Annotated in this window: 16 protein-coding genes; 8 read left to right on the top strand and 8 right to left on the bottom strand. The window is 67.4% G+C overall.

The window, feature by feature from the left end; translation table 11 throughout:
* Window positions 1-67: 67 nt before the first annotated feature.
* Window positions 68-2,860 carry a bifunctional [glutamate--ammonia ligase]-adenylyl-L-tyrosine phosphorylase/[glutamate--ammonia-ligase] adenylyltransferase gene (gene glnE, locus BAC01S_RS16620; protein ID WP_027795786.1) on the top strand — a complete coding sequence of 931 codons (2,793 nt, stop codon included), beginning with the start codon at window positions 68-70 and terminating at the stop codon, window positions 2,858-2,860.
* A 47-nt stretch (window positions 2,861-2,907) separates the two neighbouring features.
* Here the strand turns inward: glnE and recN are convergent, their stop codons facing one another.
* Together recN and BAC01S_RS16610 are read right to left on the bottom strand one after the other, a co-directional pair.
* The gene (gene recN / locus BAC01S_RS16615; protein WP_027795785.1) at window positions 2,908-4,566 is read right to left on the bottom strand and encodes a DNA repair protein RecN; all 1,659 of its coding nucleotides are present in this window, start codon (window positions 4,564-4,566) and stop codon (window positions 2,908-2,910) included.
* A 52-nt stretch (window positions 4,567-4,618) separates the two neighbouring features.
* Window positions 4,619-5,533, bottom strand: coding sequence for an NAD kinase (locus BAC01S_RS16610; RefSeq protein WP_027795784.1), 915 nt, complete (start codon window positions 5,531-5,533; stop codon window positions 4,619-4,621).
* A gap of 213 nt (window positions 5,534-5,746) precedes the next feature.
* Between BAC01S_RS16610 and hrcA the strand changes: the two genes are divergently transcribed.
* The 3 genes from hrcA (at window position 5,747) to BAC01S_RS16595 (ending at window position 8,424) form a co-directional block, all read left to right on the top strand.
* The gene (hrcA, locus tag BAC01S_RS16605; protein WP_027795783.1) at window positions 5,747-6,766 is read left to right on the top strand and encodes a heat-inducible transcriptional repressor HrcA; all 1,020 of its coding nucleotides are present in this window, start codon (window positions 5,747-5,749) and stop codon (window positions 6,764-6,766) included.
* Window positions 6,767-6,917: 151 nt separating this feature from the next.
* Entirely contained in the window at window positions 6,918-7,985 is a 1,068-nt protein-coding gene (gene hemH / locus BAC01S_RS16600) for a ferrochelatase (RefSeq protein ID WP_027795782.1), read from the top strand.
* Window positions 7,986-8,016: 31 nt separating this feature from the next.
* On the top strand, window positions 8,017-8,424 hold the full coding sequence (locus BAC01S_RS16595; RefSeq protein ID WP_027795781.1) for an RNA-binding S4 domain-containing protein: 408 nt from the start codon (window positions 8,017-8,019) through the stop codon (window positions 8,422-8,424).
* Here the strand turns inward: BAC01S_RS16595 and BAC01S_RS35125 are convergent.
* Entirely contained in the window at window positions 8,396-8,557 is a 162-nt protein-coding gene (locus BAC01S_RS35125; RefSeq protein WP_169740126.1) for a hypothetical protein, read from the bottom strand. The genes BAC01S_RS16595 and BAC01S_RS35125 overlap by 29 nt on opposite strands.
* Window positions 8,558-8,920: 363 nt before the next feature.
* Here BAC01S_RS35125 and grpE point away from each other — a divergent pair, with 363 nt between their 5' ends.
* The 4 genes from grpE to pabB all read left to right on the top strand — a co-directional run bounded on the left by grpE (window position 8,921) and on the right by pabB (window position 15,050).
* Window positions 8,921-9,499 (top strand): nucleotide exchange factor GrpE, encoded by a 579-nt coding sequence (gene grpE / locus BAC01S_RS16590; protein ID WP_027795780.1) that lies wholly within the window; start codon window positions 8,921-8,923, stop codon window positions 9,497-9,499.
* Window positions 9,500-9,696: 197 nt separating this feature from the next.
* Window positions 9,697-11,643, top strand: a complete 1,947-nt coding sequence (gene dnaK, locus BAC01S_RS16585; RefSeq protein WP_027795779.1) for a molecular chaperone DnaK — start codon at window positions 9,697-9,699, stop codon at window positions 11,641-11,643.
* Between the two features lie 323 nt (window positions 11,644-11,966).
* On the top strand, window positions 11,967-13,100 hold the full coding sequence (gene dnaJ, locus BAC01S_RS16580) for a molecular chaperone DnaJ (RefSeq protein ID WP_027795778.1): 1,134 nt from the start codon (window positions 11,967-11,969) through the stop codon (window positions 13,098-13,100).
* A gap of 66 nt (window positions 13,101-13,166) precedes the next feature.
* On the top strand, window positions 13,167-15,050 hold the full coding sequence (gene pabB, locus BAC01S_RS16575; protein WP_027795777.1) for an aminodeoxychorismate synthase component I: 1,884 nt from the start codon (window positions 13,167-13,169) through the stop codon (window positions 15,048-15,050).
* A 79-nt stretch (window positions 15,051-15,129) separates the two neighbouring features.
* On the opposite strand, the gene panB is transcribed toward pabB, so the two are convergent.
* The 5 genes from panB to BAC01S_RS16550 form a co-directional block, all read right to left on the bottom strand.
* On the bottom strand, window positions 15,130-15,948 hold the full coding sequence (gene panB, locus BAC01S_RS16570; protein ID WP_027795776.1) for a 3-methyl-2-oxobutanoate hydroxymethyltransferase: 819 nt from the start codon (window positions 15,946-15,948) through the stop codon (window positions 15,130-15,132).
* Window positions 15,949-16,028: 80 nt separating this feature from the next.
* Complete coding sequence (locus BAC01S_RS16565) at window positions 16,029-16,709, bottom strand: deoxynucleoside kinase (RefSeq protein ID WP_027795775.1); 681 nt, start codon at window positions 16,707-16,709, stop codon at window positions 16,029-16,031.
* A complete protein-coding gene (gene folK / locus BAC01S_RS16560; protein ID WP_027795774.1) occupies window positions 16,709-17,284 on the bottom strand; it encodes a 2-amino-4-hydroxy-6-hydroxymethyldihydropteridine diphosphokinase in 576 nt (191 codons plus the stop codon). The genes BAC01S_RS16565 and folK overlap by 1 nt, the downstream gene beginning before the upstream one ends.
* Before the next feature lie 75 nt (window positions 17,285-17,359).
* Window positions 17,360-19,039: a polynucleotide adenylyltransferase PcnB gene (gene pcnB / locus BAC01S_RS16555; protein ID WP_027795773.1), complete on the bottom strand. Its 1,680-nt coding sequence runs from the start codon at window positions 19,037-19,039 to the stop codon at window positions 17,360-17,362.
* The gene (locus tag BAC01S_RS16550; RefSeq protein WP_027795772.1) at window positions 19,036-19,722 is read right to left on the bottom strand and encodes a histidinol-phosphatase; all 687 of its coding nucleotides are present in this window, start codon (window positions 19,720-19,722) and stop codon (window positions 19,036-19,038) included. The genes pcnB and BAC01S_RS16550 overlap by 4 nt, the downstream gene beginning before the upstream one ends.
* Between the last annotated feature and the right edge of the window lie 303 nt (window positions 19,723-20,025).

The raw sequence follows: 20,025 nt of genomic DNA, 5'->3' as shown, positions 1-20,025 counted from the left end.
CCGGAGTAGCCTCGATGGCCCGCAAAATGCATGCCGCCGGTACTGCACCCCAGCGAGCCAGGCCTTCATGACCGACGACATTCCCCTTCTCAGTTCCCGCTACTCCCGTTATGCCGCGCGTGCTTGTGCGGCCCGCCCAGGCCTCGCGGCGCAGGTCGAGGCGCTCGCCGCCGGGCCGGTCACGCGCGAGCGCATCGCCGCGCGGCTGGAGACGCTCTGCGCGCAGGCAGGCGGCGCGGCGCTCACCGACGATCAGTTGAAGAAGGCGTTGCGCCAGCTGCGCGTCGAGGTGATCTGCGCGGTGATGGAGCGCGATCTTGCGCGCGTGGCCGACGTGGCGGAGGTCACCGGCACGATGACCGATCTCGCCGAAGTGGCGATCCAGCGCGCGCTGGCGGTGGTCACGGCCGACCTCGAAGCGCTCTTCGGCGAGCCGCGCGGCCCGAACGGCGAGCGCCTCACGCTCGGCGTGGTGGGCATGGGCAAGCTGGGCGGGCGCGAACTCAACGTTTCGTCGGACATCGATCTGATCTTCGTCTACGAGGACGACGGCGAGACCACGGGCGGCCAGCGCTCGCCCATCGCGACGCAGGACTTTTTCACGCGTGTGGGCAAGCGGCTGATCGGCGCGTTGAGCGACGTGACGGCCGACGGCTTCGTTTTCCGCGTGGACATGCGGCTGCGTCCGAACGGCGACTCGGGGCCGCTCGTGGGCAGCCTCGGCATGCTCGAAGAATATTTCTACGTGCAGGGCCGCGAGTGGGAGCGCTACGCGTGGATCAAGGGGCGGCTTGTTTCGGAGTCCGATAGCGAGAGCGCGCGGCGGCTCGCCTCGCAGCTCGACGCGCTCGTGAAGCCGTTCGTCTACCGGCGCTACCTCGACTTCGGCGTGATCGCCGCGATTCGCTCGCTGCACGTGCAGATCCGCCAGGAGGCGCAGCGCCGCGCTCACATGCGTCCCGACAAGGCCGACGACATCAAGCTCGGCCGCGGCGGCATCCGCGAGATCGAATTCAGCGCCCAGGTATTTCAACTGATTCGCGGCGGCCAGGACGCGGGCTTTCGCGTGCGGCCGACGCTCGCCGTGCTCGGCTATGCGGCGGCGCGCGGGCTGATCGCGCCGGAGGTCTGCACGGACCTGACGCGCGCCTATCAATTCCTGCGCGAACTCGAGCATTGCCTGCAGTATCGGGACGACGCGCAAACCCACGCCATGCCGGTCGATCCGGCCGAGCGCGCGGCGCTGGCCGGCGCGATGGGCTTCGCCGACTACGCCGCGCTGATGAAGACGCTCGACGCGCACCGCGACAGGGTGGAGCGCCAGTTCGACCAGATCTTCGCCGACAAGGTCAACGGCGACGGCGGCTGTGCGGCGCGCGAGGACGGCGCGGCCGCGTGGGTGTGGAGCGCCGCGCTGGCGGAGGAGGGGACCGACGACGAACTGCTCGAGCGCCTGCACGACCTGGGCATCGACGACCCCGGGCCGCTGCTCGCGCGTCTGCGCGGCCTGTGGCAGTCCTCGCGCTATGCGGGGCTGCCCGAAAAGAGCCGCCAGCGCTTCGACAGCGTGGCGCAGCGAGCGCTGGAGGCCGCGCGCACGCTGGAGACGCGCGCGCACCGCGGCGACACGCTCGCGCGCATGTTCGACCTGCTCGAAGCGGTGATCCGGCGCGGCGCCTATCTCGCGCTGCTCTGCGAGTATCCGGACGCGCTCGACCGCGTGCTGAAGGTGCTGGGCACGTCGCGCTGGGCGGCGGGCTACCTGATCCGCCATCCGCAACTGCTCGACGAGCTGCTCGACGACGAGGCCATCGCCACGCCGTTCGACTGGCCCGAGTTCTCGCGCCTCCTGCGCGCGCGCCTCGCGGCCGCGGCCGACGTGGAACAGCAGATGGACCTGCTGCGCCACGCGCACCAGGCCGAAGTGTTCCGCATCCTGCTCAACGACCTGGCGGGCCGCCTCTCGGTCGAACACGTGAGCGACCGGCTCTCCGAGCTCGCGGACGCGGTGCTCGACGTGGCCATCGAAACGGTCTGGAAGCAGTTCGCGAAGCGCCACCGCGAGGTGCCGCGCTTCGCGGCGATCGCCTACGGCAAGCTGGGCGGCAAGGAGCTCGGCTACGCCTCGGACCTCGACCTGATCTTCCTCTACGACGACGCAGACGAAAGCGCCGCCGAGATCTACGCGACGTTCGCGCGGCGCCTCATCACGTGGCTCACGACGGCCACCGGCGCGGGCACGCTGTTCGACGTCGACCTGCGCTTGCGGCCGAACGGCGAGTCGGGGCTGCTCGTCACCGATCTCGATTCGTTCCGCCGCTACCAGTTGCGCGAGGGCGACGCGGCGAACACGGCGTGGGTCTGGGAGCACCAGGCGCTCACGCGCGCGCGTTTTTCGGCGGGCGATGCAGAGATCGGCAACGCCTTCGAGGCGATCCGCGTGCAGGTGCTCACCACGCCGCGCGACGCCGCGCCGCTCGCGCAGGAGATCGTCGAGATGCGCCAGCGCGTGGAGGACGGCCATCCCAACCGGACCGAACTCTTCGACCTCAAGCACGACCGCGGCGGCATGGTCGATATCGAGTTTCTCGTGCAGTACTGGGTGCTGCTGCACGCGGCAGAGGACCCCGAGCTGATCCGCAACACGGGGAACATCGCGCTCTTGCGCGAGGTGTCGCGCTTCGGGCTCATGAGCGAGGAAGAGGCCGATACGATCGGCTCGGCGTACCGGCTCTATCGCAAGCTGCAGCACCAGTTGCGGCTGGACGGGATGGAGAAGGCGCGCGTGGCGCCCGAACGGGTGGCGGCACAGCGCGAAGCGGTGCTGGCGTTGTGGCGGCGGGTGTTCGAGCGGGGGTGAGGCTGGCACGAAGGCATGCCGGCAACCCGTTCAGCATCTGCGCATCCTCACGCCGCCAGCATCTCTTTCGCATGCCTGCGCGTGGTGGCCGTGATTTCGAGGCCGCCCAGCATACGGGCGACTTCCTCGACGCGGCCCGGCTTGTCCAGCGGGGTGACGGCCGAAAGCGTGCCGCCGTTGCCGTCGCTCGCCTTCGAGACCTGGAAGTGATGGTCGCCGCGCGCGGCCACCTGCGGCAAGTGCGTGACGCACAGCACCTGGCGTTCGCCGCCGAGCTGATGCAGCAGCCGGCCCACCACTTCCGCCACGCCGCCGCCGATGCCGGTGTCGACTTCGTCGAAGATCAGCGTGGGCGTAGGGCTCGCCGCGCTCGCGATCACGGCGAGCGCGAGGCTGATGCGCGCGAGCTCGCCGCCTGAAGCGATTTTCGCGAGCGGCCGCAGCGGCACGCCCGCATGACCCGCGACGCGGAATTCGATCTGCTCCAGCCCGTGCGCGCCGCCTTCCGCAAGCGGCACGAGCGCGACTTCGAAGCTGCCGCCCGCCATCGAAAGCTCCTGCATCCCTTGCGTGACCGCCACGCCGAGCGCCTTCGCCGCTTTTGTGCGGGCCTTCGAAAGCTGCTTCGCCTCGGCGAGATACGACTCGTGGGCGCGGTCCGCGGCGGCGCGCAGGCTGTCGAGGTCCGCGGCGGCGTCGAGCGTGGCGAGTTGCGCGCGCCGCGCCGCGTGCTCTTCGGGCATCGTCTGCGGCTGCAGGCGGAACTTGCGGGCCGTCGAATGCAGCGCGTCGAGGCGCTTTTCCACCTGGGCGAGCCGGTCGGGGTCGAGTTCGAGCCGCTGTGCGTAGTGCGACAGCGAGTACGCCGCCTCTTGAAGCTGGATTGCCGCCGGTTCGAGTGCGGCAAGCGCATCGCCGAGCGCCGGGTCGATTTCGGCCAGGTCGCGCAGCTTCGAGACGATGCTGTTCAGATGCGAAAGCATCGCCTCGTCGGATTCGGAGAGCGCGGTGAGCGCGCCCTGCACGCCGTCGATCAGGTTCGCCGAATGCGTGAGCCGCCGGTGTTCCGTGTTGATCTCTTCCCACTCGCCGGGCTGCGGCGCGAGCTTGTCGAGCTCCGCGAGCTGCCACGCGAGGCGCTCGCGTTCGAGCTGCAGTTCGCGGTCGCGCGACTGGGCGGTTTCCACGGCCTGGCGGGCGTCGCGCACCGTGCGCCACGCGCGCGTGACGGCGGCGGCGAGCTCGGTCAGGCCCGCATGCGTGTCGAAGAGTTCGCGCTGGGCGTCGGGACGCATCAGTAGCTGGTGCGCGTGCTGGCCGTGAATGTCCACGAGCATCTCGCCAACCTCGCGCAACTGCGTGAGCGTAGCCGGCGTGCCGTTGATGAACGCCCGCGAGCGGCCGCCGGCGTCCACCACGCGGCGCAGCATCACCGCGTTTTCACCGTCGGGGCTGGCGAGCGCCTGCTCGTCGAGCCACGCGGCGACGTGCGGCGGGACGTCGAATTCGGCGGTGATGTCGGCGCGGGTTTCGCCGGTGCGCACGACGCCCGCGTCGGCGCGCGCGCCGAGCGTCAGGGCGAGCGCGTCGATCAGGATCGACTTGCCGGCGCCCGTCTCGCCGGAGAACACGGAAAAGCCGTTGTCGAATTCGAGATCGAGCGCCGCGACGATCACGAAGTCGCGAATCGAGAGATGGCGGAGCATGGAGTCTGGTGGTTGGCGTGCGGTCGGAAAGATGAGCGGGCGCGCGGCGCGTTCAGTCTTCGGGATCGTCCTGACGCATCGAGGGATGCTCGTTCCAGTGCAGCTTCTTGCGCAGCGTCGCGTAATAGCTGTAGCCCACCGGATGCAGGAAGGGCACGGTATGGCGCGAGCGGCGCACGTCGATCACGTCGCCGAGTTCGAGCGAGGTGAACGACTGCATGTCGAAGTTCACGTTGACGTCGCGGCCCGCCACGATCTGGATGCTGACCTTGCAATCGTCGGGCAGCACGATCGGGCGGTTCGAGAGCGCGTGCGGCGCGATCGGCACGAGCACGAGGCCCTGCAGTTGCGGATGCAGGATCGGCCCTTGCGAGGAGAGCGCGTAGGCGGTCGAGCCCGTGGGTGTGGCGACGATCAACCCGTCGGAGCGCTGGTTGTACATGAAGCGTCCGTCCACGTGCACGCGCAGCTCGGCCATGCCGGAGAAGCCGCTGCGGTTCACGACCACGTCGTTGAAGGCGAGCGCGTGGTAGATCGGGTCGCCGTCGCGGGTGATGCGCGATTCCAGCAGCGTGCGCTCCTCGCGCTCGAACGAGCCGGCGAGCAACTGCGGCACGATCTCCTGCATGTCCGAGAACGGAATGTCGGTGATGAAGCCGAGCCGACCGTGGTTGATGCCGATCAGCGGGGTGCGGTAGGGCGCGAGCTGGCGTCCGATGCCGAGCATCGTGCCGTCGCCGCCAAGCACGACCGCGACGTCCGCGCGCGCACCGATCTCGGCGGGCTGGAGCGCGGGGTAGCCGGCAGCGCCGATCTCGTTGGCCGTCTGAGCCTCGAACACCACGTCGAAGCCGAGCTTCGAGATGGTTTGCGCGAGCGCCGTCAGCGGCTCGCCGATGCCCTGCGTGTTGCTGCGGCCGACTAGCGCGACGGTCTTGAACTGGCTCTGGATCTTCTGGATTCGCATGCCGGCATTACACCATAGTCAGATCGTGAAAAGAACCTGGCGGTCCCCGGGAAGGCCGGACGGCGGTGCTTTGGGCATTTCCCGATAGAATCGGTGACGCGGTGATGACAACGCCGCGCGCCGCGCGCGGACTCCCCAAAAGCCTCGAAACGCCGTTCCGTGCGGCCGGAGCGCACTCGCGGCGCGGCGGCCATTAGGCTAGAATTTTCAGTCATGCTAGATTCCCGCGCACAAACCCTCCTCAAGACGCTGATCGAGCGCTACATCGCCGAAGGCCAGCCGGTCGGCTCGCGCACGCTGTCGCGCTATTCCGGCCTGGAACTGAGCCCGGCGACGATCCGCAACGTCATGTCGGATCTGGAGGAGCTGGGGCTCGTATCCAGCCCGCACACCTCGGCGGGACGCGTGCCCACCCCGCGCGGCTATCGCCTCTTCGTGGACACCATGCTCACCGTCGAGTCCGCTGCCGACGAAGAGGCGGTCACGCAGGCGGTCAAGACCACGCTGCGCCCCGGCGAGACGCAGAAGGTGGTGGCCGCGGCCGCGAGCGTGCTGTCCAATCTCACGCAGTTCGCGGGCGTGGTGCTGACGCCGCGGCGCAGCCACGTGTTCAAGCAGATCGAGTTCATGCGCCTTTCCGCCAGGCGCATCCTGCTCATCATCGTGACGCCCGAAGGCGACGTGCAGAATCGCATCATGGCGACCCAGCGCGACTTCTCGCCCTCCGAGCTCATCGAAGCCTCCAATTACATCAATGCGCATTTCGCAGGCCTCTCGTTCGACGAGGTGCGCCAGCGGCTGCGCGACGAAATCGACGCGCTGCGCGGCGACATGACCACGCTGATGCACGCTGCCATGACGGCGAGCACCGACGAGTCCGACGTCGGCGAAACCGTGCTCATTTCCGGCGAGCGCAACCTGCTCGAAGTGGCCGATCTTTCGTCGGACATGGCGCGGCTGCGCAAGCTCTTCGACGTGTTCGACCAGAAGACGAGCCTCCTGCAGCTACTCGACGTCTCGAGCCACGCGCAGGGCGTGCAGATCTTCATCGGCGGCGAATCGAATCTCGTGCCGATCGAGGAAATGAGCGTCGTGACCGCGCCGTACGAGGTGAACGGCAAGATCGTGGGCACGCTCGGCGTGATCGGCCCGACGCGCATGGCATACAACCGCGTGATTCCCATCGTCGACATTACCGCGCGCCTCCTTTCGCTCACGCTCAGCCAGAACTGAGCCGGCCACGTTTTCATCATCGGGCAAACGCGCGCGGCGCGCCATTGGCCGAATGGCCAGATGGGCATGCACGAGCCGGCCGCTATAATGATTCCCTTGTGCAACCGTTGCTGCGCTCGATGGACTTGAGGCGCGGCGCAAGTCTTCGCCTATGCGTTTCGATCTGGAGCGGCCTCTGCAATCCGCCGGCGCACATCGCGTCGCCGTGCTGCTGATCAATCTGGGCACGCCCGACGCGCCCACGCCGCGCGCGGTGCGCCGCTATCTGGCGCAGTTTCTCTCCGACCCGCGCGTGGTCGAGATTCCCGCGCTCGCCTGGCAGGTCATCCTGCGCACGCTGATCCTGCCGCTGCGCGGACGCTCGTCGGCCAAGAAGTATGCGGCGGTCTGGACGCCCGAAGGCTCGCCGCTGCGCGTGCACACCCAAAAGCAGACCGACGGCCTGCGCCACTTGCTGCATGCGAACGACTATGCGGTCATCGTCGATTACGCCATGCGCTACGGCACGCCCGACATACTCTCGGTGCTCCGGCAGCTCAAGCTGTCGGGCGCCGAGCGCATCCTGCTCGTGCCGATGTATCCGCAATACTCGGCCTCGACCACGGCCACGGCATTCGACGCCGCGTTCGCCGCGCTCGGTCGCATGCGCAATCAGCCGGAAGTCCGCACGGTGCGCGCCTATCACGACCATCCGGCCTACATCGCGGCGCTCGCGGCGCAGGTCCAGCAGTACTGGCAGGCGCATGGCCGCCCTGATTTTGCTGCGGGCGACCGCCTCGTGTTGAGCTTTCACGGCGTGCCGAGCCGCACGCTCGACCTTGGCGATCCGTATCACGATCAATGCCAGCAGACAGCGTCGCTTCTCATGCACGCGCTCGAATTGACGCCGGTGGAATGCCGCGTCACGTTCCAGTCGCGCTTTGGCCGGGCACAGTGGCTGCAGCCGTATACCGCGCCGAGCTTGCGCGAGCTAGGGCAGGGCGGCGTGCGGCGCGCCGACGTGTTCTGCCCCGGTTTCACGGCCGACTGCCTGGAAACGATCGAGGAAATCGGCATGGAAGTGCGCGACGAATTCCTGCATGGCGGAGGCAAGGTGTTTCACCGCATTCCCTGCCTGAATTCATCGCCGGCATGGATTGCCGCGCTCGGCGAAATCGTCGCGCAGAACCTGCAGGGCTGGCCGGTGCGGGCCGCCTCCCCGGCCGGCGCGCTCGCCTGAACCCGGCTCCGGCGCTATCCATTTGCATCGTATGAACTACAAGATCTCGACCGACCCGTCCGCGCGCCTGCGCATCGACAAGTGGCTATGGGCCGCCCGCTTCTTCAAGACCCGCTCGCTGGCGGCGGACGCCGTGAGCAAGGGGCACGTGCGCATCGGCGGCGACGCGGTGAAGGCCTCGAAGGACGTGCGTGTGGGCGACCTCGTCGAAATCGAGATCGATCACGTGCTCTGGGAGGTGGAGGTGCTGGGTCTGTGCGACGTGCGCGGCCCGGCGAGCGTTGCGCAAACCCTTTACGCGGAAACGCAGGCCGGGCGCGAGCGGCGCACGGCGGAGCAGGAACGCCGGCGGCTCTTTCGCGAGCCCGCGGCGGTGCTGCACGGACGACCGACGAAGCGCGACCGCCGCACTATCGACAAACTTGGGCGTGAGGGTTGAACAGCGCTTCCATGGCGGCATGAACGCCGCCATATTCGGTCGTGTTGTCGGTTACGGCGCCCGACATGCAGATGGTGGTGGTTCCGGCAATGAGTACCAGCGCGACCACCGATATTGCAAAGGTCAGTTTCACGGTACTCCCCCGGGAGAAATGCACGGCGAAAACGGCCAGCTCGGTGTTGGGTACGGGCCTCGGACGCACTTGCAGGGTCAGGGTAAACGTGGTCTGAGCAGTACCTGTTCCTGAGTGTAGGTCAGCCGGGCGGCGCACTCAATTTCATTTTTGCGGCGGCGCAGTAATGGTTGTAACGGCCAGTTTCCCAAGGCTGAAAAACTGTAAAAAAGCCGCGGAAAACCCTTGAAATCGGCAATCCGGCACCCAAGTGCAGTCGCAACACGCAAAGCGGGTGTCGTGCCGGAACAACATGGCGCGAACCGCCGGGCAGAGTGCCCGGAGCTTTGCTCCTTTTTTGATTATCCAACCACGTTCAGCGACATGGAAAACACGCAAGAGAACCCGACGAGCCAGAATCCCACGCCCGCGGACGAGGCCTCGCAAGCCGCTGCATCGGCGCAGCCCGAAGCGGCTGCGGCGGAAACCGCCGCAGCGTCGGCGCAGGGCGGCGTGGACGCGGCACTGGCCGAAGCGCAGGCGAAGATCGCCGAGTTGCAGGATGCGTTCGTCCGCGCGAAGGCGGAAACCGAGAACGTGCGCCGTCGCGGCCAGGAAGATGTCCAGAAGGCGCACAAGTTCGCCATCGAGAGCTTCGCCGAGCACCTGCTGCCCGTTGTCGACAGTCTCGAAGCGGCCGTCACGCACGGCTCGGACGACCTCGTGAAGGTGCGCGAGGGCGTCGAGCTGACGCTTCGCCAGCTCACCGGCGCGCTCGAGAAGGGCAAGGTGCTGGCCATCAACCCGGTGGGCGAGAAGTTCGATCCGCATCGCCACCAGGCCATTTCGATGGTGCCGTCGGAGCAGGAGGCGAACACCGTCGTCGCCGTGCTGCAGAAGGGCTACGTGATTGCCGACCGCGTGCTGCGTCCGGCGCTCGTCACGGTCTCCCAGCCGAAGTAAGCAAGATGAAAGCGTTCACGCCCAACCGTCCCGGTTGCGGCGCGGGCGATTGAAAAAAATTAATAACCGGATAGCGCCCAGGGTCTTGAAAACGCCTCAGTGGCACTTATTTGGGCAGCAGTTCCGGATTAAGGCGGATGGGCCGAGCAAAGCGCAGGCGCCGTTCGCACAGCGATCAATTATTGGAGATCAACTAAATGGGCAAAATCATCGGCATCGACCTCGGCACCACGAACTCGTGCGTGGCGCTGATGGAAGGCAATCAGGTCAAGGTGATCGAAAACTCGGAAGGCGCCCGCACGACGCCGTCGATCATCGCCTACATGGACGACAACGAAGTGCTGGTCGGCGCGCCGGCCAAGCGCCAGTCGGTCACGAACCCGAAGAACACGCTTTACGCCGTCAAGCGCCTGATCGGTCGCCGCTTCGACGAGAAGGAAGTGCAGAAGGACATCGGCCTGATGCCCTACAAGATCGTCAAGCACGACAACGGCGACGCCTGGGTCGAAGCGCACGGCGCGAAGCTCGCGCCTTCGCAGGTTTCGGCCGAAGTGCTGCGCAAGATGAAGAAGACCGCTGAAGACTACCTCGGCGAGCCGGTCACCGAAGCCGTGATCACGGTTCCCGCGTACTTCAACGACAGCCAGCGTCAGGCCACCAAGGACGCCGGCCGCATCGCCGGTCTGGAAGTCAAGCGCATCATCAACGAGCCGACGGCGGCCGCGCTCGCGTTCGGTCTGGACAAGGCCGAAAAGGGCGACCGCAAGATCGCCGTGTTCGACCTGGGCGGCGGCACGTTCGACATCTCGATCATCGAAATCGCGGACGTTGACGGCGAAATGCAGTTCGAAGTGCTCTCGACGAACGGCGACACGTTCCTCGGCGGCGAAGACTTCGACCAGCGCATCATCGATTACATCATCGGCGAGTTCAAGAAGGAGCAGGGTGTCGACCTCAGCAAGGACGTGCTCGCGCTGCAACGCCTGAAGGAAGCCGCCGAAAAGGCCAAGATCGAACTCTCGTCGGGCCAGCAGACCGAAATCAATCTGCCGTACATCACGGCGGACGCCTCGGGTCCGAAGCACTTGAACCTGAAGATCACGCGCGCCAAGCTGGAAGCGCTGGTCGAAGACCTGATCGAGCGCACCATTGAGCCGTGCCGCGTGGCGATCAAGGACGCGGGCGTGAAGGTTGGCGACATCGACGACGTGATTCTCGTCGGCGGCCAGACGCGTATGCCGAAGGTGCAGGAGAAGGTGAAGGAGTTCTTCGGCAAGGATCCGCGCCGTGACGTGAACCCCGACGAAGCCGTGGCCGTGGGCGCCGCGATTCAAGGCCAGGTTCTCTCGGGCGACCGCAAGGACGTGCTGCTCCTCGACGTGACCCCGCTCTCGCTCGGTATCGAGACGCTCGGCGGTGTGATGACGAAGATGATCAACAAGAACACCACGATCCCGACCAAGCACGCTCAGGTCTACTCGACGGCCGACGACAACCAGGGCGCCGTGACGATCAAGGTGTTCCAGGGCGAACGCGAAATGGCGGCGGGCAACAAGCTGCTGGGCGAGTTCAACCTGGAAGGCATTCCGCCCGCACCGCGCGGCGTGCCGCAGATCGAAGTGAGCTTCGACATCGACGCGAACGGCATCCTGCACGTCGGCGCGAAGGACAAGGCGACCGGCAAGGAAAACCGCATCACGATCAAGGCGAACTCGGGTCTGTCCGAAGCCGAAATCGAGAAGATGGTGAAGGACGCCGAAGCGAACGCGGAAGAAGATCACCGTCTGCGTGAGCTGGCCGACGCGCGCAACCAGGGCGACGCGCTGGTTCACAGCACGAAGAAGGCCGTGGCCGAGTACGGCGACAAGATCGACGCCTCCGAAAAGGAAAAGATCGAAGCCGCGCTGAAGGATCTCGAAGACACGCTGAAGAGCGCGTCGGCCGACAAGGCCGAGATCGAGGCGAAGGTCGAGGCGCTGTCCACGGCATCGCAGAAGCTCGGCGAAAAGATGTACGCCGACATGCAGGCTCAGCAGGCCGGCGCGGCAGCAGGCGCCGCAGGCGCGGGCGCGGAGCAGGCGGGTGCGCAGGGCAACGCCGACGACGTGGTCGACGCCGAGTTCAAGGAAGTCAAGAAGGACTAAGTTGTCCGGCCCGTACCCGTGCCGGGCGGGCCGCAGCGGCGAACCGGGCCTCGCAGGAGGTCCGCGCCGCGGCGGGAATGTTCGGCGCAGGACGGCCGCATCGGTTACGATGCGGGCAGCATTGCTTAACGCCTGGCGAGCCTTTTCGGCTCTCCGGGCACATTTGTTTTATGGAGGCCGTTCCCGACAGGGGCCGCTGGACGCGTTGCAGCAGGGTGCGATGGCGTTTTCGGCGGTGAACGGGACGGCAAACGGGTCACGAGATCCAGCATTCATGAGGAGCCGACGCGCACGACTGCGTGCGTGACCGGCGTTGAACCGATATGGCGAAACGGGATTACTACGAGGTTCTGGGCGTCGCGAAGAACGCGAGCGACGACGAAATCAAGAAGGCGTATCGCAAGCTGGCGATGAAGTACCACCCCGACCGCAATCCGGACAACAAGGACGCGGAAGAGCATTTCAAAGAGGTGAAGGAAGCCTATGAAATGCTGTCGGACTCGCAAAAGCGTGCGGCCTACGACCAGTACGGGCACGCGGGCGTCGATCCGAACATGGGCGGCGCGGGTGCGCAGGGCTTCGGCGGTTTCGCGGATGCATTCGGCGATATTTTCGGCGACATCTTCGGCCAGACGGCAGGCGCCCGCGGCGGCGCGCGCAGCGGCCCGCAGGTGTATCGCGGCGCGGATCTGCGCTACAGCATGGAAATCACGCTGGAGCAGGCGGCGCACGGCTACGAGACGCAGATTCGCGTGCCGGGCTGGAGCAGTTGCGAGGTCTGTCACGGTTCGGGCGCGAAGCCCGGCACCAAGCCGGAAAGCTGCCCGACCTGCCATGGCTCGGGTTCGGTGCGCATGTCGCAGGGTTTCTTCAGCATTCAGCAGACCTGCCCGAAGTGCCATGGCACGGGTTCGTACATTCCTGAGCCCTGCACGAACTGCCACGGCGCGGGCAAAGTGAAGGAAACCAAGACGCTGGAAGTGAAGATTCCGGCGGGCATCGACGACGGCATGCGCATCCGCTCGGCCGGCAACGGCGAGCCGGGTATCAACGGCGGGCCGGCGGGCGATCTCTACGTCGAGATTCATATCAAGTCGCACCCGGTATTCGAGCGCGACGGCGACGACCTGCACTGCCAGATGCCGATTCCGTTCACCACGGCGGCTCTGGGCGGCGAGATCGAAGTGCCGACGCTGGCGGGCCGCGCGACCTTCCCGGTGCCCGAGGGCACGCAGTCGGGCAAGACGTTCCGCCTGCGCGGCAAGGGCATCAAGGGGCTGCGTTCGAGCATCGCCGGCGATCTGTACGTGCACGTACAGGTGGAAACGCCGGTCAAGCTCACCGACCAGCAGCGCGATCTGCTTCAGCAGTTCGAGAAGTCGCTCGTGGAGGGTGGCTCGCGCCACAGCCCGCAGAGCAAGAGCTGGTTCGACCGCGTGAAGAGCTTCTTCGACTAAGGCGGGTTTCATGCCGGCGGCGCGTAACCTGCGTACGCGCCGCCGGCCTTGCGGCAGGTAGCGTTTATGGCAGTGAATGACGGCGGCGCGGTGTTCGCGCTGCTCGACGATGGCGATTCGACGCCCGCGCGCCGCACGAGTCGCCTCTACACGGGGTTCGTGCGCGAACGCGTGTGCAGCCGGGCGCAGGATCTCGACGCGGTATGCCGCGCGGTGGAGGGCGATCTGCGCGCGGGGCTGCATGCGGTCGTGCTCGGCGATTACGATTTCGGGCGCGATCTGCAGTTTGCGAAGCATGCAAGCGGCGCCTCGGACGATACTTTGGGAACGCAGCACGGCCACGCCGCGCTGCGTTTTTTATTGTTCGAGCGCTGCGAGCGGCTTTCGCGCGACGAAGCCGATGCCTGGCTGGCGGCGCGCGAAGGTGCCGCGACCCCCGCGCCGGCCGGCATCGCGGGTGTCGTGCCGGGCGTCGATCGCGACCAGTTCGAACGCGGCATCGAGGCCGTGCACGCGGCGCTGCGCGCGGGCGACTCCTATCAGATCAACTACACGTACCGGCTGCAATTCGAGGCATTCGGGCCGCCGGTCGCGCTTTATCGGCGTTTGCGCGAGCGGCAGCGCGTGCCGTTCGGCGCCCTGATCGCGCTGCCGGGCGACCGCTGGGTACTGTCTTGCTCGCCCGAGTTGTTCGTCGAGAAGCAGGGCGATGCGCTGCGCGCACGTCCCATGAAGGGCACCGCTGCGCGCTCGCCGGATCCTGTTGCAGACCGTGCCGCCGCGCAGTTCCTCGCCAACGACCCCAAGAATCGCGCCGAAAACGTGATGATCGTGGATCTGCTGCGCAACGATCTTTCGCGCGTCGCGCAGACCGGTTCGGTGCGCGTGCCCGCGCTCTTCAGCGTGGAGTCTTACGCGTTGGTGTGGCAGATGACCTCGACGGTCGAGGCGAAGCTGCGCGAACGCACGTCGTTCGCCGGGGTCATGCGCGCGCTCTTTCCCTGCGGCTCGATCACGGGCGCGCCCAAGCACCGCACGATGGAACTGATCGACGCGATCGAGCATGGTCCACGCGGCCTCTATACCGGCACGATAGGCTGGCTCGACGGCGCGACGGGCGACGACACCTGCGGCGACTTCTGCCTTTCGGTCGTGATCCGCACGTTGACGCTCGACGCACCCGCCGCGCCGGCCGGGGTGCGGCGCGGCGAGATGGGCGTGGGCGCGGGCATCGTGCTCGACAGCGTCGCCGCAGACGAATACGAGGAGACACGTTTGAAAGCCCGCTTCCTGACTGGCGCCGACCCCGGCCTCGAACTGTTCGAAACGATGTATGCGACGCGTGCGGATGGCGTGCGCCACCTGGAGCGTCATCTCGCCCGGCTGGCGGCGGGCGCCGCGTGGCTAGGCTTCACGTGCAACGCCGACGACTTGCGCGCGCGCCTCGCCGAAATCTGCGCCGCGTTTCCCGAGGGTGTCGCGCACCGCCTGCGCGCCGCCCTTGGCAAGGACGGCGCGGTGCAGCTGACCAGCGCGCCGCTGGCGCCGTTGCCGGGAGGGCCCGTGGGCGTGATGCTCGCGCCCGACCGCGGCTTCGCGCCGGTGGCTTCCGCCGATGCGCTCCTGCTGCGCAAGACCACGCGCCGCGCCGAATTCGACCGCGCGTGGCGCGAGGCCGAAGCGCAGGGCGGCTTCGACATGCTGTTCTTCAACGAGCGCGGCGAACTGACCGAAGGCGGGCGCTCGAACGTGTTCGTGAAGCTGGACGGAACGTGGTGGACGCCGCCGCTTTCCGCGGGCGTGCTGCCGGGCGTGATGCGCGGCGTTTTACTCGACGACGAAACGTTCGGTGTGAAAGAGCGCGCGCTGACCCGCGCCGACGTGCTGCGCGCCGAAGCGCTGCTGCTGACGAACGCGCTGCGTGGCGCGGTGCCTGCGCGGCTGATCTGACGCCGACGCGGGGAGCAACGACGAAAGAAGGGCGCGGCGCCGCATGGCCCGCGCCCTTCGTCTTCCGGGTTGCTTGCTGTTACTGAAACGCGTGTTCGGCCGCCGGGAACGAGCCGTCCTTTACCGCCTTCACATACGCGCTAACGGCCGCTTCGATGCTCGGCTGGCCCTGCATGAAATCCTTCACGAATTTCGGCCGCTTGCCGGGGAAGATGCCGAGCATGTCGTGCAGCACGAGCACCTGGCCCGAGCAATCCACGCCGGCGCCGATGCCGATCGTCGGAATGCGCAACTGCTTCGTGACCATCGCGCCGAGCGCCGAAGGCACGGCCTCGATCACCACGAGCTGCGCGCCCGCCGCCTCCAGCGCCTGCGCGTCGCGCACCATCTGCGCCGCGCCGCTCTCGGTCTTGCCCTGCACCTTGAAGCCGCCAAAGGCATGCACCGACTGCGGCGTGAGGCCGATATGGGCGCACACGGGCACGGCGCGCTCCACCAGCATCTTCACCGTGGGCGCGAGCCATTCGCCGCCTTCGAGCTTGACCATCTGCGCGCCGGCGCGCATCAGCTTGACCGAGCTCGCGAACGCGTCTTCGGGCGTGCCGAAGGTGCCGAACGGCAAGTCGGCGACGATCAGCGCGGACGGCCGCGCGCGCGCGACGCAGGCCGTGTGATAGGCGATTTCGTCGAGCGTGACGGGCAGCGTCGTCGTCTGGCCTTGCAGCACGTTGCCGAGCGAATCGCCGATCAGCAGCACGTCGACGCCCGCGCGGTCGCATAGCGACGAGAAACTCGCGTCGTAGCACGTAAGCATGGCGATCTTTTCGCCGGCGTCGCGCATGGCCTGGAGTTTGGGCACGGTCACGGCGCTGCGGCTCGTTTCCTGCAGGTAAGTCATGAGGGAATCCGTCTGGAAAGGAAAACGGGAAGGGGCCGCTGCTTCGGAGTCGACTCAGCCGAGTCGACCCGGCGTCGACGTCAGCGCGGCATGCCCTTGACGAAGGACTCCTTGCGCCCGCGCATCGTCTCGATTCTTTCGGCGACGAGCGCAAGGTCCGCATCGGAGTCGAGCGGGTTCAGGTGTTCGGCGCCGACGGTCAGCACCGGCGCATGGTCGTAATGATAGAAAAATTCGTTGTAGCTGTCGCAGAGGGCCCGCAGGAAGGCGTCCGAGATCGGCAGCTCGGCGGGGTTCGCGCGCTTCTGGATGCGCGCGTAGAGCACCTCGGGGCTGGCCTGAAGATAGACGACGAGATCCGGCGGCGGCGCGTTCGCCACGAGCCGCGCGGCGAGCGCGCGGTAGAGCGGCAGTTCGTCGTCGGCGAGCGTGAGGCGCGCGAACAGGTCGTCGCGCGCCGCCACGAAGTTCGTCACGAAGGGCTTGCCCGCGGCGCGCAGGGCCGCGACGTCGCGCGCGAGCCGCTCGCGCTGCAGCGCGAAATGCAGCTGCGCGGCGAGTCCGTGTCGCGACGGGTCGCGGTAGAAGCGCTCGAGAAACGGGTTGCTCGTGTTCGATTCGAAGAGCGTCTGCATCGACCAGCGGTCGGCGAGGCGCGTGGCCAGCGCCGTCTTGCCCGCGCCGATCGGTCCTTCGATGGCGATGTGCGCGAGCGGCGGGCGTGCCGCGCGCGTGACCGGGGCGAGTGGCGGCGTGTTCATCATCGGCAGGTGCGGCCTGGCGCGGGGGTGTCCGAGGGCGTATCCGCTGCGCGGTCGGTGGGGGCGGCGGCCGGTGCGGCGCCCATGCACTGGCACGGCGGCTTGACCTTTTCGATGCGCTGGTCGGTGACGGCGGGGAGGAACGCGCTCGCCAGGCCGTGGCCCGGAATCGCGAGATCCGGATCGATCTCGACGGCCGGCACGAGCACGAACGCGCGGCCCGTCATGCGGGGATGCGGCACGGTCAGGTCGGGTTCGTGGATCACGGCGTCGCCGTAAAGCAGAATGTCGATGTCGAGCGTGCGCGGCGCGTTGCGAAAGGGGCGCTCGCGGCCGAAGTGATGTTCGATGCGCTGGCACAGGGCCAGCAGTTCGCGCACGCCAAGGCGCGTTTCGAGCTTCACGACGCAGTTGAAATAGTCGTCGCCGCCCGCGTCGACGGGCGCGGTGCGGTAGAGACTCGACTTCGCGAGCACGGCGAGGGTGTGCTGCTGTGCGAGGCACACCACCGCGTCTTTGAGGGTCTGGCGCGCATCCCCCAGATTCGCGCCAATTCCCAGCCAGGCAACCGTCATGGCTTCACTTCCTGCGACTGTCGTTTCCGGTTCGTCCATTGCATCATGGTCCGGCGGCATGCGGCGCTCCCGCGCTCAGTCCTCGAAGGGACCGTCGTGGTCCGCGCGCGCCGGCGCATCCGCGCCTTCATCACTTTCAACGCCTGCTGCGCCCTCGGCCGTCTTGCGGTTCTTTGCCCCGCCGCGGCGGCGGCGCTTGCGCGGCGCACGTTCCTTGCCGCCCTGGGAGAGGAGCGCTTCGCGCGCGGCGAAATCGCCGTCGATGAAATCGGTCCACCATTGCCCGATTTCCTCGTCGAGCTCGCCCGATTCGCAGCGCAACAGGAGGAAATCATACCCCGCTCTGAAACGCGGGTGTTCCAGCAGCTTGATCGCGCTGCGGCCGCGCTTTTCGAGGCGCTGCTGCAGCCCCCAGATCTCGCGCATGTCCGACGAGTAGCGGCGATGGATCGCGAGCTTTTCCGTCTGCACGTCGATCACGTCGTCCATCGCGCGGTGGATGGCCGGCACCGGGTACTCGCCCGCGGCCGTGTACTGCTGCCAGCGCTGCTGGACGTCGTGCCACAAGAGCGTCGCGAACAGGAAGCCCGGCGAAACCGGCTTGCCGGCACGCACGCGCGCGTCGGTGCTCGAAAGCGCGAGCGAGATGAAGCGCTCGCCCTGCGGCTCTTCCAGAATCACGTCGAGGAGCGGCAGCAGGCCGTGATGCAGCCCTTCCTTGCGCAGCCACTTGAGGCATTCCAGCGCGTGGCCCGAGAGCAGCAGCTTGAGCATCTCGTCGAAGAGACGCGCGGCCGGGACGTTGTTGATGAGGTCGGCGAGCTCCTTGATCGGCTCGCGCGTGCGATCCTCGATCTCGAAGTCGAGCTTCGCGGCGAAGCGCACCACGCGCATCATGCGCACCGGATCTTCGCGGAACCGCGTGGCCGGGTCGCCGATCATCCGCAACAGGCGCGCGCGCATGTCGGCCATCCCGTTGTGATAGTCGAGCACGGTCTGCGTGGCCGGGTCGTAGTACATCGCGTTGATCGTGAAGTCGCGGCGCGTGGCGTCTTCGTGCTGCTCGCCCCAGACGTTGTCGCGCAGCACGCGGCCGCTTGCGTCCACCGCGTGTGTCTTGCGGTCGAGCTCGTCGCGGCGCAGGCGCTTGTTGGGCGAACTGCCGGCCGATGTGCTACCCGACCCGCCCGGCGCGGACTCGGCGGTCGGCGGAGCGTCCACCAGCGCGCGGAACGTCGAGACTTCGATGATTTCCTGGCCGAACTGCACGTGCACGATCTGGAAGCGCCGGCCGATGATGCGCGCGCGGCGGAACAGCTTCTGCACCTGGTCGGGCGTGGCGTCGGTGGCGACGTCGAAGTCCTTCGGCGCGATGCCCAGCAGCAGGTCGCGCACGGCGCCGCCCACGATGAACGCCCGGAAGCCCGCCTGCTGCAGGCCGTCGGTGACGCGGACGGCGTTCTTCGAGATGAGCGAGGGATCGATGCCGTGAATGTCGGCCGAGAGGATGACCGGGGTGGCCGGATCGGCGTTTTGCGCCGAGCCTTTTGAGCCGCCTTTCGTGGTGCGGGACCTGGGTCCGCGAATCGTCTTGTCGTCGGCGGCAGCGGCCGGCTTGCGCGCCGCGCGGCTGGAAGCGCGGGCGGGGGCGGCATCTTCAGCCACCGCGGCCGGCGTATCGACGCCCGACGTGTCGGCGGCGGCTTCGGGGGCGCTGTCCTGGCCGAACAGCTTGCGGATGAATTTCTTGATCACGAGGCCTGGAACAAATCGAGAATGGGCCAGCCAGCCGTTTGCGCGTGCGCGCGCAGGGTGGCGTCGGGGTTGGTCGCGATCGGGTCGGTGACCTTTTCGAGCAACGGAATGTCGTTGTGCGAGTCGCTGTAGAAGTAGCTGCGCTCGAAGTTCGACCAGCTTTTGCCGAGCGAGGCGAGCCACGCTTCGGTGCGCACGATCTTGCCCTCGCGGTAGCTGGGCGTGCCCGTCGGGCGGCCCGTGTAGGCGGAATCGGGGTGGCCGTCCACGGTTTCGACCTCGCAGGCGATCAGCTTGTCCACGCCGAACACCTCGGCGATCGGGCCCGTGATGAACTCGTTGGTCGCCGTGACCATGCAGCAGAGGTCGCCCGCGTCCTTGTGCTTGCGCACGAGCTCCATGGCCGCCGGCACGATCGCCGGCCGGATGACTTCGTGCATGTACTGGTCGTGCCACGCCTTGAGCTGCGTGCGCGGGTATTTCGCGAGCGGCGTGAGCATGGCGACGAGGTAGGCGTGGATGTCCAGCACGCCGGCCTTGTAGTCGGCGAAGAAGCGGTCGTTCTGCTTCGCGAAGCGCTCGGCGTCGACAATGCCGAGCTTCACCATGAAGCGGCCCCATTCGTGGTCGCTGTCGGTGGGGATCAGCGTGTGATCGAGATCGAAAAGTGCAAGATTAGCCATGGGCGCTCATTTTACTTGAAGCGGGTCAACCCGTTGCCGGTGCCGGTTTCGGAGGGCGGGTGGCGCGGCTCCGGGGCAGGGGTGGGATCACCGGCGGTTTCGGGGACGTCTGCGGCCGCGGGCCGTGGCGGCGCCGGGTTCGTGGCGGCGGCGTCGGAGGCGGCCGTCGCACCGGGCGCGGTGGCGTCCGACGTGCCGCTGCCGGGTGTTGCGGCTTCGAGGTCGCCGCCGAGTTTGCCGTTCAGTTCGCCGCTCACGTCGGCCTCGACCTCGCCGGTCAAGGCGCCGCCCAGTTCGCGCTCG

Source organism: Paraburkholderia acidipaludis NBRC 101816 (assembly GCF_000684975.1).
Classification (GTDB): domain Bacteria; phylum Pseudomonadota; class Gammaproteobacteria; order Burkholderiales; family Burkholderiaceae; genus Paraburkholderia; species Paraburkholderia acidipaludis.
This window is presented reverse-complemented; position numbering and strand designations above follow the sequence as displayed.

What these genes read in the sequence shown, in the direction of transcription:
- glnE (WP_027795786.1), top strand. Translation starts at nt 68, where the DNA reads ATGACCGACGACATTCCCCTTCTCAGTTCCCGCTACTCCCGTTATGCC.
- recN (WP_027795785.1), bottom strand. Translation starts at nt 4,566, where the DNA reads ATGCTCCGCCATCTCTCGATTCGCGACTTCGTGATCGTCGCGGCGCTC.
- BAC01S_RS16610 (WP_027795784.1), bottom strand. Translation starts at nt 5,533, where the DNA reads ATGCGAATCCAGAAGATCCAGAGCCAGTTCAAGACCGTCGCGCTAGTC.
- hrcA (WP_027795783.1), top strand. Translation starts at nt 5,747, where the DNA reads ATGCTAGATTCCCGCGCACAAACCCTCCTCAAGACGCTGATCGAGCGC.
- hemH (WP_027795782.1), top strand. Translation starts at nt 6,918, where the DNA reads ATGCGTTTCGATCTGGAGCGGCCTCTGCAATCCGCCGGCGCACATCGC.
- BAC01S_RS16595 (WP_027795781.1), top strand. Translation starts at nt 8,017, where the DNA reads ATGAACTACAAGATCTCGACCGACCCGTCCGCGCGCCTGCGCATCGAC.
- grpE (WP_027795780.1), top strand. Translation starts at nt 8,921, where the DNA reads ATGGAAAACACGCAAGAGAACCCGACGAGCCAGAATCCCACGCCCGCG.
- dnaK (WP_027795779.1), top strand. Translation starts at nt 9,697, where the DNA reads ATGGGCAAAATCATCGGCATCGACCTCGGCACCACGAACTCGTGCGTG.
- dnaJ (WP_027795778.1), top strand. Translation starts at nt 11,967, where the DNA reads ATGGCGAAACGGGATTACTACGAGGTTCTGGGCGTCGCGAAGAACGCG.
- pabB (WP_027795777.1), top strand. Translation starts at nt 13,167, where the DNA reads ATGGCAGTGAATGACGGCGGCGCGGTGTTCGCGCTGCTCGACGATGGC.
- panB (WP_027795776.1), bottom strand. Translation starts at nt 15,948, where the DNA reads ATGACTTACCTGCAGGAAACGAGCCGCAGCGCCGTGACCGTGCCCAAA.
- BAC01S_RS16565 (WP_027795775.1), bottom strand. Translation starts at nt 16,709, where the DNA reads ATGAACACGCCGCCACTCGCCCCGGTCACGCGCGCGGCACGCCCGCCG.
- folK (WP_027795774.1), bottom strand. Translation starts at nt 17,284, where the DNA reads ATGACGGTTGCCTGGCTGGGAATTGGCGCGAATCTGGGGGATGCGCGC.
- BAC01S_RS16550 (WP_027795772.1), bottom strand. Translation starts at nt 19,722, where the DNA reads ATGGCTAATCTTGCACTTTTCGATCTCGATCACACGCTGATCCCCACC.